The 13,699-nt window shown below is 36.7% G+C and carries 14 protein-coding genes and 1 other annotated feature; of the genes, 9 read left to right on the top strand and 5 right to left on the bottom strand.

The features are described 5' to 3' along the window. Positions 1–98 precede the first annotated feature (98 nt). Positions 99–845: a YjbA family protein gene (locus ABC255_RS23480; protein WP_335532263.1), complete on the top strand. Its 747-nt coding sequence runs from the start codon at positions 99–101 to the stop codon at positions 843–845. A 302-nt stretch (positions 846–1,147) separates the two neighbouring features. Here ABC255_RS23480 and trpS read toward each other — a convergent pair whose 3' ends face one another. Further along, positions 1,148–2,137 carry a tryptophan--tRNA ligase gene (gene trpS, locus ABC255_RS23475; RefSeq protein ID WP_412997284.1) on the bottom strand — a complete coding sequence of 330 codons (990 nt, stop codon included), beginning with the start codon at positions 2,135–2,137 and terminating at the stop codon, positions 1,148–1,150. 55 nt (positions 2,138–2,192) lie between these two features. Beyond that, positions 2,193–2,438 (bottom strand) — a binding site (T-box leader). A gap of 60 nt (positions 2,439–2,498) precedes the next feature. Then, the gene (locus tag ABC255_RS23470) at positions 2,499–2,684 is read right to left on the bottom strand and encodes a hypothetical protein (protein ID WP_412997282.1); all 186 of its coding nucleotides are present in this window, start codon (positions 2,682–2,684) and stop codon (positions 2,499–2,501) included. 421 nt (positions 2,685–3,105) lie between these two features. Between ABC255_RS23470 and spxA the strand changes: the two genes are divergently transcribed. The 5 genes from spxA to pepF all read left to right on the top strand — a co-directional run bounded on the left by spxA (position 3,106) and on the right by pepF (position 9,301). Further along, complete coding sequence (spxA, locus tag ABC255_RS23465) at positions 3,106–3,501, top strand: transcriptional regulator SpxA (RefSeq protein WP_045519743.1); 396 nt, start codon at positions 3,106–3,108, stop codon at positions 3,499–3,501. A 299-nt stretch (positions 3,502–3,800) separates the two neighbouring features. Continuing rightward, on the top strand, positions 3,801–4,472 hold the full coding sequence (gene mecA, locus ABC255_RS23460) for an adaptor protein MecA (protein ID WP_412997280.1): 672 nt from the start codon (positions 3,801–3,803) through the stop codon (positions 4,470–4,472). 71 nt (positions 4,473–4,543) lie between these two features. Further along, complete coding sequence (cls, locus tag ABC255_RS23455; RefSeq protein ID WP_412998620.1) at positions 4,544–6,055, top strand: cardiolipin synthase; 1,512 nt, start codon at positions 4,544–4,546, stop codon at positions 6,053–6,055. Positions 6,056–6,153: 98 nt separating this feature from the next. Then, positions 6,154–7,350, top strand: coding sequence for a competence protein CoiA (locus tag ABC255_RS23450; RefSeq protein ID WP_412997278.1), 1,197 nt, complete (start codon positions 6,154–6,156; stop codon positions 7,348–7,350). A 133-nt stretch (positions 7,351–7,483) separates the two neighbouring features. Then, positions 7,484–9,301 (top strand): oligoendopeptidase F, encoded by a 1,818-nt coding sequence (pepF, locus tag ABC255_RS23445; protein ID WP_412997276.1) that lies wholly within the window; start codon positions 7,484–7,486, stop codon positions 9,299–9,301. A gap of 479 nt (positions 9,302–9,780) precedes the next feature. Here the strand turns inward: pepF and ABC255_RS23440 are convergent, their stop codons facing one another. The 3 genes from ABC255_RS23440 to ABC255_RS23430 all read right to left on the bottom strand — a co-directional run bounded on the left by ABC255_RS23440 (position 9,781) and on the right by ABC255_RS23430 (position 11,695). Continuing rightward, positions 9,781–10,647: a ClpXP adapter SpxH family protein gene (locus ABC255_RS23440; protein WP_412997274.1), complete on the bottom strand. Its 867-nt coding sequence runs from the start codon at positions 10,645–10,647 to the stop codon at positions 9,781–9,783. Further along, positions 10,644–11,051, bottom strand: coding sequence for a globin domain-containing protein (locus ABC255_RS23435; RefSeq protein ID WP_412997272.1), 408 nt, complete (start codon positions 11,049–11,051; stop codon positions 10,644–10,646). The genes ABC255_RS23440 and ABC255_RS23435 overlap by 4 nt, the downstream gene beginning before the upstream one ends. Positions 11,052–11,122: 71 nt before the next feature. Continuing rightward, the gene (locus tag ABC255_RS23430; protein WP_412997270.1) at positions 11,123–11,695 is read right to left on the bottom strand and encodes a CYTH domain-containing protein; all 573 of its coding nucleotides are present in this window, start codon (positions 11,693–11,695) and stop codon (positions 11,123–11,125) included. A gap of 122 nt (positions 11,696–11,817) precedes the next feature. Between ABC255_RS23430 and ABC255_RS23425 the strand changes: the two genes are divergently transcribed. From ABC255_RS23425 to ABC255_RS23415, 3 genes are read left to right on the top strand one after another with little or no spacing between them, the layout of a single operon-like run. Further along, positions 11,818–12,177, top strand: coding sequence for a UPF0738 family protein (locus tag ABC255_RS23425; RefSeq protein WP_412997269.1), 360 nt, complete (start codon positions 11,818–11,820; stop codon positions 12,175–12,177). A gap of 31 nt (positions 12,178–12,208) precedes the next feature. Next, a complete protein-coding gene (yjbM, locus tag ABC255_RS23420; protein ID WP_412997267.1) occupies positions 12,209–12,847 on the top strand; it encodes a GTP diphosphokinase in 639 nt (212 codons plus the stop codon). A 41-nt stretch (positions 12,848–12,888) separates the two neighbouring features. Continuing rightward, on the top strand, positions 12,889–13,689 hold the full coding sequence (locus ABC255_RS23415; RefSeq protein WP_179597683.1) for an NAD kinase: 801 nt from the start codon (positions 12,889–12,891) through the stop codon (positions 13,687–13,689). The last annotated feature ends 10 nt before the right edge of the window (positions 13,690–13,699 follow it).

The following is a 13,699-nucleotide window of genomic DNA, read 5'->3' as shown; positions in this document are numbered from 1 at the left end:
GTGAACTAAACAAAGAGTATTTGGTTCTTAAGGAATAAATTAACTTATGTCTGCCCATACTGATTGACAAACAGTTTCTTGAAGTGAGGGGTTGTACAATGTTGTATCTTCATGATGTTTGGGTAAATTGGTTTGAAGGTGAAGAAAACGGATATAATGTGTGCCACTTTCATGAATGGCGCAAAGATGACGGTGTAGAGCTGTTAGACCAAGCTCCTTTGTTAAAAGTAGAACCGATTCTCTTTCACTATATTGAGAACGATCTCTCAGAATTACCTCAACAGCTTCTAGATGATATTTTTCAAAAGGCATATTTAAGAAAAAACCACGAAAGAGTTCAACTTGAATACTGCTTTGTGGTTACAGATGGAGTTGGAATATTAGCAGTTGATACAATCGGATATTCAATACCCATTAGAAAGAGCAGACTCATACCGAGGCAAGAGCAGCTTGTCTACGAAATGATTGCCAATCATGATGCAAGAAAATATCATTTTCAACAGAATTCAGTGGATAAGGATTTTCATATTTTATCACCTGAGCCTGAATTAATGACAGGATTAACGCGAAAAGAGCGTCAGCTGAAACAGCTGTTATTTATGGCACTTGATCAATTACATACATCTAAGAACGAAGCGGAAGTGCGCTATTGGTTTACTGAATGGTGTCCAGAGCAATACTCGGCAATTCAGGAATTGAATTTTGAGAAAGCATGGGAGCAATTGTTTGAGGAGACGAGGTACGGTTGGTCTAAAAAGCATGAAACATTTTGTGAGAATTTAATAAAAGGACAGCCATTTTTTGAGAAATTATGGGAAATGGAGCACGGCCCGAAAGTAAACTAAAAAACAGGTCACGCAAAGTTAATAACTTTCGTGACCTGTTTTTTGTTTGTTTGCTGTGTGAAATTTGTCTGTTGATTTGCGCTCCACTAAGGAATGCTTCTTGGAATAATCATCGCAGAGACAGGCGGTCTTTGCCTGTCCCGAGGCACTTCGCTTTCCGCAGGCGTTGCGGCGAGCCTCCTCGGCGCAAGCGCCTGTGGGGTCTCCCCTGCTCCGTACTCCTGCAGGAGTCTTCGTGCCTTCCGCGCAAATCAACAGAGTGCACAAATTAATATTTTCCTTCACACAGCTTTGTCATTTTTTTATCTTCTCTTTCTGCCTAATCCCATTGCGTTTTCCATTTTCTTGAGGGTTTTGCTGGCAACTTGGTTTGCTTTTTCAGCGCCTTCATCCAAGATTCTGTCTAGTTCAGTTGATTCCATTAAGTTATTGTATTTTTCTTGTATTGGTTCAAATACATCGACGACTACTTGTGCGAGATCGCCTTTGAAATCACCATAGCCTTTTCCTTCGTACATTGCTTCTAGCTCAGCGATGGTTTTATTGCCAAGAATGGAATAAATGGAGAGCAAGTTAGAGATCCCTGGCTTGTTGATTTTATCAAATTTAACAATCCCCTCAGAATCTGTAACCGCACTTTTTATTTTCTTAACAATTTGTTTTGGATCATCTAAAGGTGTGATAAAAGCTTTATTATTTGGATCAGATTTGCTCATTTTCTTTGTAGGTTCCTGTAATGACATAATTCGAGCTCCCACCTCAGGAATACGAATATCTGGGATAGTTAAAACATCCCCATATTTATTATTGAATCTTTCCGCTAAATCACGCGTTAATTCCATGTGCTGCTTCTGATCTTCGCCAACAGGAACAAGATCTGTATTGTATAAAAGAATGTCTGCGGCCATTAATGGCGGGTAGGTTAATAAACTTGCGGAAACCGCGTCTTTACCAGCTGACTTATCCTTAAATTGAGTCATTCTTTCTAATTCACCTATATAAGAAATACATTGCATCATCCATCCTGCTTGGGCATGTGCCGGAACTTCCGACTGGATAAACAAGGTTGCTTTCTCTGGATCAATCCCAACAGCAAGGTAAAGTGCCGCTAGGCTGCGGATATTCTTTCGAAGCTCTAAACGATCTTGTGGGACCGTTATCGCATGTTGGTCCACGATGCAAAAGTAGCAATTATAATCATTTTGCAATTCAACAAATTGCATCATTGCTCCAATATAGTTCCCAAGTGTAATGGTACCACTTGGCTGAATGCCTGAAAAAATTGTTTTCATGACCGAAATCCTCCTAATTATATATAAATAAAAAAAACCATTCATCCCCAAAAACGATAGGGACGAATGGTTCGCGGTACCACCCTAAATTACTCAACACGAGTCACTCAACCCAGAACTACCCTAGAATGGATAGTCTGGAATCCTTTTAACGCAAGGTAAACGTCTTTTCCTACTATTCATTAGAAGTTCGGAAAAGAAGCTCAAAAGTCCATTCGGTATTTTTCCGTGTTTGTTCTCACCAGCCACAAACTCTCTGAATCGGTTAAAAATACGTACTACTCTTCGTCATCGCTAAAGTAAATAATTTATTTATTCCTATTATAAATAAATGTATATTGGGAATCAAGTCAACGAAGGATTACTTCTTCTTCCCGCCAACTCTTTTCCAGCGTGTTTGGAATCTTGCGCTTTGGTCAACAAATTCAGAGCGGTTTTTTCCTCCGAACACCTTTTCACCAAAACCATTTGTCACTACACCCATAAATGCAGTAATTCCAATAATAAAAATCGCAACCATCGATAAATCAGCTATGTACCCAGCCATGAAAATCCCTCCATATATTCAATTCAAAAGTTTATATAGAAACTGATTGTACTGTAATTCCCCTCATCTCTATATTTTAAAAGAACTTGGGTGTTATTGAAAGAGGTAAAGCAATAAAAGCATTAAAAGTTACACAAAAATGAAGACGTTTTCACCAAGCGAGGTTTAATTGAGAATATTTCCGGGTATTAAAAGGATGAAACTTTTTCGATAGTTATTCGTCTTATATAATGAAAAGAAAAAAATAGGCTAATAGTTTGACATTCAATAAATTTTGAAAAAGGGATACCTTTTTTAGAAACAGTGGTGTATAATTAATGATATAAATTACTTATTTATAATAATTTTAATCAAGAAACATAAATTTTGATAGATTTTACTATAGAATTGGATAGTAATTAAAAGAGGAGTGTGGAGACGAATGGTAACATTATACACTTCACCAAGTTGTACATCATGCCGGAAAGCAAAATCATGGTTAGAAGAACATGAAATTCCATATACTGAACGAAATATTTTCTCTGAGCCATTATCGATCGAAGAAATTAAAGAAATACTTCGTATGACTGAGGATGGTACAGATGAGATTATCTCTACAAGATCAAAGACTTTTCAAAAATTAGATGTTAATTTAGATACTATGCCGCTTCAGGATTTATTTGAATTAATTAAAGCAAATCCAGGTTTATTACGCCGCCCGATTATTATTGACGAAAAGCGTCTGCAGGTAGGATATAATGAGGACGAAATTCGACGGTTTCTACCGAGAAGAGTACGTACCTTCCAATTAAGAGAAGCACAGCGCATGGTAAATTAAACGAATAAGAGAAAGCCTTCAAACTGAAGGCTTTTTTTGCACCTCTTCTGGTTTGAGATTTCGGTGTCATTTTGTTACAATGTAAGGAATATCTAATTAATAGGCAAATTAATGGTTTTTGCAATTAGGAGTAAATTTATTTCCCAATTTAATACTTTTGTCATAAAATGAAAGTACAAGGATTATATTCTTTTTTGCATTACAATAATTGATCCTTTCTACTTGGGTAATTGCTAAAAAGCATTGTCTGCTGGGGGTATTTTGTCCCTTCAATAAGGAAAAGGAAGGGAGAGGTAACGATGGAAATCGAACGAATTAATGAGAATACAGTAAAGTTTTACATCTCTTATGGTGATATAGAAGAACGAGGCTTTGATCGCGAAGAAATTTGGTACAATCGGGAGCGAAGTGAAGAGCTTTTCTGGGAAATGATGGATGAAGTTCATCAAGAGGAAGAGTTTGTTGTCGAAGGTCCGCTGTGGATTCAAGTGCAGGCGTTAGAGAAAGGGTTAGAAATTCTTGTAACAAAAGCACAGGTATCAAAGGATGGACAAAAGTTTGAGCTGCCAATTCCAAATGATAAGTTAAAGGATCTGCCTGTTGATGGTAATATTGAAGATATCTTGGATCACCATTTTAATCCTGAACATCGCGATGATGATGATCTTTTACTTGAAGAAGAGTCTTTAGAGTTTTTAATTGCTTTCAAAGATTTTGAAGATGTTATTATGTTATCAAATCGGGGCGGACTTGATGATTTAATCACTGTGTTGTACAACTATGATAATAAATATTATTTATTTACTGAGTTTCCTGAAGATTTGTTTGAAGAGGACGAAATTGATGATATCCTAAGTATCCTGCTCGAATATGGTTATGAAACACAATTAACCATCCATCGAATTCAGGAATATGGTAAAAAGATAATTTCTGAGAATGTTTTTGCTGAAATAAGAAAGCATTTTAAATAAACGTACCGATTTCGATTATTGAAATCGGTATTTTTTACATAGGTTTATATTCTTTCCTGAGGGTGATGAGACTGAAAAACACAGTAAGGGTTGTTTTGTTTATATTGGTTCTATCCATACTTATGTTTTTCTTTAGGGGGTATTTACAGGGGGGAATATTTGGTTTTCTGAGCTTATTAATAACGTTATCTGTTATTTTTATTGGATTCGTTATCTTTTTAGAGAATCGACACCCGACACAAACGATAACCTGGTTGGTTGTATTAGGAAGTTTTCCACTAGTTGGTTTCTTTTTTTATTTACTCTTCGGAAGAAATTATCGAAAGGAGAAAATGTATCGGAAGAAATATTTTCTTGATAAACAAGCATTTTTGACAGTGGAAGGTGAAAATGACCCACGAAGTGAAGAAAAACTTGGATTAATGGCCGAGCACCAAGCAAGACTATTTACTTTGGCACAAAAATTGGGTAACAGTCCGATTTCCTTTGATACAGCTACAAAGGTGCTAACAAACGGGGAGGAAACTTTTCATCACATTCTTGAGCAATTGAATAAAGCCAGGCATCATATCCATATTGAATATTATATTGTCCGGGACGATAGGATTGGACAAGAAATTAAAGAGATTTTAATAAATAAGGCTGCACAAGGGGTTAAAGTCCGCTTTTTATATGACGCAGTAGGTTCTTGGAAATTATCCAAAAAGTATATTAATGACCTGAAAAACGCGGGAATAGAAACGGTATGTTTCGGCCCGGTTAAGCTGCCATTTTTAAATAATAAATTTAATTTCAGAAATCATCGAAAAATTATTGTCATTGATGGAATGATTGGGTTTGTAGGCGGGCTAAATATTGGAGATGAATACTTAGGAAGAAATGATACATATGGCTTTTGGCGCGACACTCACTTAATGTTACGAGGAGAAGCTGTAAGGTCGCTACAGTTAATATTTTTACAAGATTGGTATTACATGACTAACCACAGTTTTTTAACAGCCGAATATTTGTCACCGCAGATCGATGAAAAAAATCATGGAGGCGTTCAATTAATCGCCGGCGGTCCGGACAATGAATGGAGTGTTATTAAGAATATCTTTTTCTCGATGATTACGACGGCAAAGGAATCTGTTTGGATCGCCTCACCATACTTTATCCCTGATGAAGATATCTTTTCAGCAATAAAAGTAGCTGCTCTCAGCGGCATTGATGTAAGATTACTTGTTCCTAACCGCCCTGATAAAAGAATTGTCTTTCATGCCTCAAGATCCTATTTCCCTGAGCTTTTGGAAGCTGGGGTAAAGGTCTATGAATATGAACGCGGGTTTATGCATAGTAAAATCGTGATTGTCGACCATGAACTTGCTTCGATTGGAACCTCTAATATGGATATGCGTAGTTTTCATTTAAATTTTGAGGTTAATGCCTTTTTATTTCGAACCAAAAGTACTCAAAAACTAGTAGCGGAGTATATTAATGACCTAGAATATGCAAATCAGCTTGATTTAATCTCTTTTAGGAAAAGACATATTGGCTTACGGTTAATTGAGTCTACAGCAAGGTTACTATCACCGCTTCTTTAAGTTCACAAACTCGTCATATTGGCGGGTTTTTTTTTTATATAAAAAAGGATTTTTTATAAGAAAACACGAATGTAGAAATAAAAGGAGGTAGATAACAATTGCTGACAGCACAAACGAAATCAGGAACAATATTTAGCTTAGGCACGGAACATAAGAAGGAGACACTGCTGAGTATACGAGACAATGAGGAATTTTTTTGTCCAGCTTGTGGGGAGCGAGTCTCTCTTAAATTGGGGAATCAACGAATTTACCATTTTGCCCATCGAAGCGGCACGGTTTGCAGGGATTCCTATGAAGGTGAAACGTTTTATCATATGAAAGGAAAAGTTCAACTTTATCAGTGGCTCGAAAGACAAGGAATTCCTGTCGCATTAGAATATTATGATTCTATAATTAAACAACGCCCTGATATCGTATTCCAATACGATGGAAATAAATTTGCATTGGAGTACCAGTGTTCGCCGATTTCCGAAGAAATCTTTATCAAGCGAACTGCCGCCTATTACGAACACAATTATATTCCTCTCTGGATAATGAGCAGTAAACATTTGAAAGCAAAAAGGAGTAATGTCTTTTCTTTGTCGAACTTTGATTATTTCTTTTTCAGAAAAACAAAGGACAACCATTTGATACTTCCTACTTATTGCCCCGATGAAAAACAATTTAAAATCCTCAGTTCGGTTTATCCTTATTCCATAAAAAATGCAATCGCAAACATCACCCACCATTCTATCCACAAAACTGGAATTGAAGAAATTCTAGCGCCGAATATAATCAATCATTTTAGCTTTGCTAAATGGTCAAAGGAAATGGAGAAATTTAATTTGAACTGGTCACTCCATCCAAGTCCCGACCTAAATCGATTTCTTCGCGAAATCTATAGGCAGAACCTCAACTTATATTTACTTCCTCCAGAAATTGGTCTACCCGTAAATCATTCCCTATTCATTCAAACACCTTCAATTATCTGGCAAACCTATTTGTATATAGATGTTTTGCAGGATAAAATACCTAAAGACCTAATAGACTTAAGGGAAGTTGAAAGACATTACAATAAGAGAATAATCAAAAACGAGATTATCAACAGGAATGTGCCTCAACTTCCAAGTGAAAGATCCTTTAATGCGGTAAAGGAATATTTTCATCAGCTTGAGAGACTCGGAATACTCATGAAAAAAAGCGAAACTGGTTTTCAACTCCAAACTAAAATCTTCATCCCAAAATCTAATCGGGAAAAGGAAGAACGCAGGAATGAATTTTGTCAAAAAAATAAGTTCTTCCTCGCAAAAATATAAATGAAAAATAACTTTAGGGCATAATATAATGGGTAAAACAAAAATATTTAAAGGAAAAACAATAAAAAAAGGAGAATAATTAACAGGGTTAACATTTATCGTAATCCGAATATTTTTTGAATGGAGGATGTTTATGGCAAACGAAGCTGCGGTAAAGGCGTTGCCTTCAAGAAGTGAATTACCTGTTGAAGATACATGGAGATTGGAAGATATCTTTGCTAGCGATAAAGAATGGGAAACCGAATTTCAAGAAGTGAAAAGTCAAATATCAGGAATTAAAGAATTTGAAGGAAAACTTGGTGAGAGTGCCGATACTCTTTATAATGCTCTTCAATTTCAGGATAAGCTGCTTGAAAGAATTGGAAGGCTCTATACATACGCCCATATGCGTTATGACCAGGATACAACGAATTCCTTTTACCAGGGATTAGATGACAGGATGAAAAATCTATATTCACAAGCAGGCAGTCAACTAGCGTTTATTGTTCCTGAAATTCTTTCGCTAGAGGAAAGTAAGGTTAATGGATTTTTAAATGAAAAACCCGAATTAAAGCTTTATAAGCATGCGATTGAGGAAATAAATCTTCAGAGGCCACACGTTTTGTCTGGAGAGATGGAAGCCTTGTTAGCAGAAGCTGGTGAAGTAATGGATGCCTCCAGTAACACCTTCGGGATGTTAAATAATGCAGATTTAAAATTCCCTTCTGTGAAAGATGAAAATGGTGAAGAGGTTGAGATTACTCATGGCCGTTATATCCGTTTTCTCGAAAGCGCCGATCAAAGAGTTCGCCATGATGCCTTTAAAGCGGTTTACGACACGTATGGAAAGTTCCGCAATACCTTCGCCAGCACAATTAGCGGCAATGTAAAAAAGGATAATTTTAATGCAAGAATCAGAAAATATGATTCTGCTAGGCATGCAGCACTATCTGCCAATAATATTCCAGAAAGCGTTTATGATAATTTAGTAAATACGGTAAACGATCATTTACACTTATTGCACCGTTACGTGAAACTCCGTAAAAAAGTATTAGGAGTAGACGAACTGCATATGTACGATCTTTACACTCCTCTGGTCAAGGATGTAAAAATGGCAATCCCTTATAAACAAGCAGAAGAGCTGGTGATAAAAGGGCTGGCTCCATTAGGTGAGGAGTATTCACGAATCCTAAAAGAGGGTTTTGAGAACCGCTGGGTAGATGTACACGAGAATAAAGGAAAGCGAAGCGGGGCTTATTCTTCAGGAGCATATGGAACTAATCCTTATATTCTTATGAATTGGCAGGATAATGTGAATAACTTATTTACCTTGGCTCATGAATTTGGCCATTCCGTCCATAGCTATTATACAAGAAAAAATCAGCCTTACCCTTATGGAAACTATTCTATTTTTGTTGCGGAAGTTGCCTCAACGTGTAACGAAGCACTATTAAATGATTATTTATTAAAAACCATTGACGATGAACAAAAAAGAATCTATTTATTAAATCATTATTTAGAAGGCTTCAGAGGCACTGTATTCCGTCAAACGATGTTTGCTGAATATGAACATTTAATTCACCAAAAAGCTCAAAATAATGATGCCTTAACAGCGGATGCATTAACCAGTGAATATTATGCTCTGAATAAGAAGTATTTTGGTGAAGAGGATATCGTAATCGATGAGGAAATCGGCTTGGAATGGGCTAGAATTCCACATTTCTATTACAATTATTATGTTTATCAATATGCTACGGGCTTTAGTGCAGCAACCGCATTAAGCAAACAGATTCTAGAGGAAGGCGAACCAGCGGTTAAACGCTATATCGATTTCTTAAGCTCTGGAAGCTCTGATTACCCAATTGAAGTACTAAAAAAGGCCGGAGTAGACATGACAAGCGCCGACCCAGTCAAAAACGCATGTAAAGTGTTTGAAGAGAAATTAAATGAATTAGAACAGTTATTATCATAACAAGTTAAAGGGAGCGTATCGAATGGTACCCTCCCTTTTAAAATCCTTTAAATCTTTTCCTATCATTCAGGTAAAAAACAAACATAAAAATTCCAATAAAAAAAAGTGGAATACTAATAATCAAAGGAAAGACCTTCATTAACGCAAGAATATGGAGGGCAAATCCGAAAAAAATAAACAGAATCATGAGAATAACAGGTAAATTGATCATGAAAATTGCCACCTTATTTTTGGAGTTACTATAGTGTATTGTCCAAAATTAAAGAATATGATATTTGACAATTATGTGAAATAACGCACAATCGCATTGTCAACTGGTTCAAACACATGGTATATTTTATACGTGAAGTTAATCACAACAAACATATACCCCTTTGTTTGACCGTGAAAAATTTCTCCCATCCCCTTTGTTCGTATTAATAGAAAAAGACCTTGCAGTTATAGCTGCAAGGTCTTTTCGTATTTAGAGGAGAGATGTGCTAATCTTCAACATACCTCCAAAAAGTCCCATATTTAGCCGGTAGCTGTTCAACCTTTTGAAGTAATAACAATTTTTTCATTTCCCTTTCAACCTGAGAAATAGACATGTTATAAACGACTGCAATTTCCTTTGAGGCCACTAGTTTAAAATATTTCAAAAATGTCTCTAATGGCGGAGGAGGATTTTTTACTGGCTGTTCAGATAGCATTTCTTCAAGAATTTGCACATAAACTTCATACGGGTAAGAACCAGTTATTTTAATTCCCTCTTCTTCTGCATTCTCGTTAAAAAATACAAGGGTGGGAATTTCTTGTACCTCCATTTCAGTAGTGATTTTTAAGTCACACTGAAATGCTTTAGCCGAACTTTCAGAATGGAAATCAGAAATGAATTCCTCGACATCTAATCCTGCACTCTTTGCACAAGATTTTAATACATCAAAATGAGAGATGTTTTGTTTATCAATAAAGAGTTTTTCTTGTACCTTGCGAAGAAACCGTATACCCGCTCGTCTGCCTTGCAGTTCTGCTGCCTTTATTGCAACAGAAGCAATGTAAGGGGATGCTACAGGGTTTTCTAACCAAAGGCTCCCATCACAGGACATTCCTGATCTGCTAGCTGTCTTTTCCCATAATTCTGCAATTACTTCATAATTTTTCTTTTTGCTTACATTTAAATTTGCGATACGCCCACTTAAAACGTGTTTAATGGAAAAATAGCGGCCATATTCAATGTGTAACTTTTTTAAAATTGGCTCGAGTGCCCAGCACTCTGGGCATAAAGGATCGATGAACATATATATTTCAAGTGGCTTCTTGTCATAATTGTAGACTTGCTGCTTTGAAGTGAACCAAGGGTTACTCACGAATTTTCACCTGATATCTCACTGTCATCTGGCTTATTGATCATGTGTTGCGCAGTAAGATAGAGCCTAGAATAAAATTCATCCCTTATTGGACCCTCTAACCCAGTCTTGTCCATCGCTTGTTTCATGCAAGATAGCCATGCTTTTGCACGGATAGGAGTAATGGGAAAAGGTAAATGACGTGCACGCATCATCGGATGACCATGCTCGTCAGTATAAACGTGTGGTCCCCCCAAATATTGTGTTAAAAATTGCTTTTGTTTACGGGCAATTTCGGAAAATTCATTTGGAAAGATTGGTGCAAGATCAGGATGTTGTGCAACTAGACCATAAAAAGTATCCACTAGGCGGTGTAAGGTTTCTTCGCCAATGGCTTCATACGGAGTAGGCTTTTTCTCATTCATGTTGACAACTCCTTTAAATATGTTGGTATTATTATTTTATCAATGCATTTTTCATATCTCAAATAAACCGCTTATATTTTTTGCTGATAAAAACGAGCAATCTTATTTGGGGTTATCCGTGAGGGTATACGATTTTGTTCAATCAGCTCATTGAATGCAAGCTGACCACGTTGGAAATCCTCGACTTCGTATTCAACCTCGTAGTCTTCAGTATTTAGATAAAAGCTATGATCCAATACGAGGAGTCCTTCCTTGTAAGGAAATTCAGCTCTTTTGGTTGTGAGAGAACCGAAATATTCTAAATCGATAAACGATATATTTAAGTGTTCCAATCGCTCATGAATGATTCCCTTAGGAAGTATTCCATTTTTAATCGCAGCCAGGAACTCATCTTTAGATAAAGTTTGTGTGGTTTCTAACAGACCAATTGCAGCTGGCTGCTTTAATGTCATTTCATACTGATTATCTTTTTCCCTGATTCTTAAAGCAGAACCTAATTCCTTTAATGTAAATTCAGGTGTGTCAAAGTAATGATTTATCTGGCTTATGATTTGTTCATCCTTTACTTTAAATACCTTAAGAAGTTTTTCATACTCGACTTTTGTGAGTAGATTTTTAAATTCTATTTCAATTGTCTCTGACATCGTAAGTCCATCCCTTTCTTTTCACCCTTTTATTTTATCTTAGCATTTAGTCGAACTGCAATTCTTGGGAGAAATGGACAGATTATGCTAAAATAGTAGGGTAAATGTTGGAGGTAAAAATAATGAATAAAAGAATACTAATTAGCGCGGCGAACATATCAAATAATAAGTTACGATTACAAGCAAGCGAGCCGATTACCGGGTTAACCCAAACAGACCAAATTCTTGTTGATTCTAAGCAATTTTCTTTTGTTTATTTAATGGAGAATCAAGAGGGTTATACATATATCGTCATACCTGAACCCATTTGGCCATTATTAAAAGAGACAGTAACAAAACAAATTCCAGTATGGATTCACTATGATGAGGAAGAAGTGGAGTTAACTAGCTTTTATGAGGAATTAGTTGAAGTTATCAACAACATAAGAGGAAATAGTAATTATGGTGAAGAGATGGTCACAAAAGTAGAAGGGATATTTTAAAAATATTATAGTTTGTTATTGAGGTGGAATCATGAAGCATTGGGACCAATTCTTAGCTCCATATAAACAAGCAGTATCTGAGCTGAAAATAAAATTAAAGGGCATGAGAGGACAATTTGAGTTAGACTCCAGCCATTCACCGATTGAATTTGTCACCGGTCGAGTCAAGCCGATTGCAAGTATCCTTGATAAGGCAAATCAAAAAGGTATTCCACTAGATAAATTGGAAGAGGAACTGCAGGACATTGCTGGAATGCGTATCATGTGTCAATTCGTTGATGATATACATCATGTTGTCCACTTATTGAGGAGCAGAAATGACCTTGAAATTGTTGAGGAAAGGGATTATATTTCACATAAAAAAACGAGCGGATATCGTTCTTACCATGTGGTGATCCGTTATCCTGTACAAACGATCCATGGGGAAAAGAAAATACTTGCTGAAATTCAAATCAGGACATTGGCAATGAACTTCTGGGCGACAATAGAACACACTTTAAATTATAAATACAAAGGAATTTTCCCATCTGATATAAAAATGAGGCTGCAAAGTGCTGCAGAGGCAGCGTTTCGTCTTGATGAGGAAATGTCCTTAATTCGTGGTGAGATTCAAGAGGCACAAGCATTTTTCACAAGAAACAAGGAGTTCAAGCAAGAGGAGAAAAGCTGATAAAGGCATTGTAAGCATTTCAGTACAAGGAGAAAACATTTATGAAATTTGCGATTACATCCAAAGGAGATCAGAAATCGAATATCTTAATGCATAAAATGCGTACTTATTTACTCGATTTTGATCTTATATACGATGAGGATCAACCGGATATTGTCGTTTCGATTGGCGGAGACGGGACACTTTTATATGCTTTTCACCGATACAGCAGCCGCTTGGATAAAACTGCTTTTGTCGGAATACATACAGGTCATCTGGGCTTTTATGCAGACTGGACACCTGATGAAATCGAAAAACTTGTGATTGCCATTGCCAAAACTCCCTATCAGGTTGTTGAATATCCTTTAATTGAGGTCATCATTCGTTATCAGCATGCTGGAAAAGAATCTCGATATCTGGCGCTTAATGAATCAACCGTCAAAAGTGTCGAGGGAACGTTGGTTATGGATGTTGAAATTCGCGGACAGCACTTTGAACGCTTTCGGGGTGATGGACTATGTGTTTCAACGCCCTCCGGCAGTACGGCATATAATAAAGCGCTTGGCGGGGCGATTATCCATCCATCGATATCGGCATTGCAGGTTGCAGAGATGGCTTCGATTAATAACCGTGTCTTTCGAACAGTCGGCTCGCCGCTTATACTGCCGTCCCATCATACTTGTATGTTAAAACCAGTTAATCGTCTGGATTTTCAGGTAACTGTTGATCATCTTACATTACTTCATAAAGATGTAAAATCGATTCAATTTAGGGTACCTGATGAAAAAATTCGCTTTGCTCGTTTCCGGCCATTTCCTTTTTGGAAGAGGGTTCATGACTCCTTTATATCAGACTCGGACTAATCATCATGCT

It is taken from the genome of Neobacillus canaveralius (assembly GCF_047237705.1).
Taxonomy (GTDB): domain Bacteria; phylum Bacillota; class Bacilli; order Bacillales; family Cytobacillaceae; genus Neobacillus; species Neobacillus niacini_K.
This window is presented reverse-complemented; position numbering and strand designations above follow the sequence as displayed.

Coding starts and splice junctions, on each gene's coding strand:
- ABC255_RS23480 (WP_335532263.1), top strand. CDS start 99: ATGTTGTATCTTCATGATGTTTGGGTAAATTGGTTTGAAGGTGAAGAA.
- trpS (WP_412997284.1), bottom strand. CDS start 2,137: ATGAAAACAATTTTTTCAGGCATTCAGCCAAGTGGTACCATTACACTT.
- ABC255_RS23470 (WP_412997282.1), bottom strand. CDS start 2,684: ATGGCTGGGTACATAGCTGATTTATCGATGGTTGCGATTTTTATTATT.
- spxA (WP_045519743.1), top strand. CDS start 3,106: ATGGTAACATTATACACTTCACCAAGTTGTACATCATGCCGGAAAGCA.
- mecA (WP_412997280.1), top strand. CDS start 3,801: ATGGAAATCGAACGAATTAATGAGAATACAGTAAAGTTTTACATCTCT.
- pepF (WP_412997276.1), top strand. CDS start 7,484: ATGGCAAACGAAGCTGCGGTAAAGGCGTTGCCTTCAAGAAGTGAATTA.
- ABC255_RS23435 (WP_412997272.1), bottom strand. CDS start 11,051: ATGAATGAGAAAAAGCCTACTCCGTATGAAGCCATTGGCGAAGAAACC.
- ABC255_RS23430 (WP_412997270.1), bottom strand. CDS start 11,695: ATGTCAGAGACAATTGAAATAGAATTTAAAAATCTACTCACAAAAGTC.
- ABC255_RS23425 (WP_412997269.1), top strand. CDS start 11,818: ATGAATAAAAGAATACTAATTAGCGCGGCGAACATATCAAATAATAAG.
- yjbM (WP_412997267.1), top strand. CDS start 12,209: ATGAAGCATTGGGACCAATTCTTAGCTCCATATAAACAAGCAGTATCT.
- ABC255_RS23415 (WP_179597683.1), top strand. CDS start 12,889: ATGAAATTTGCGATTACATCCAAAGGAGATCAGAAATCGAATATCTTA.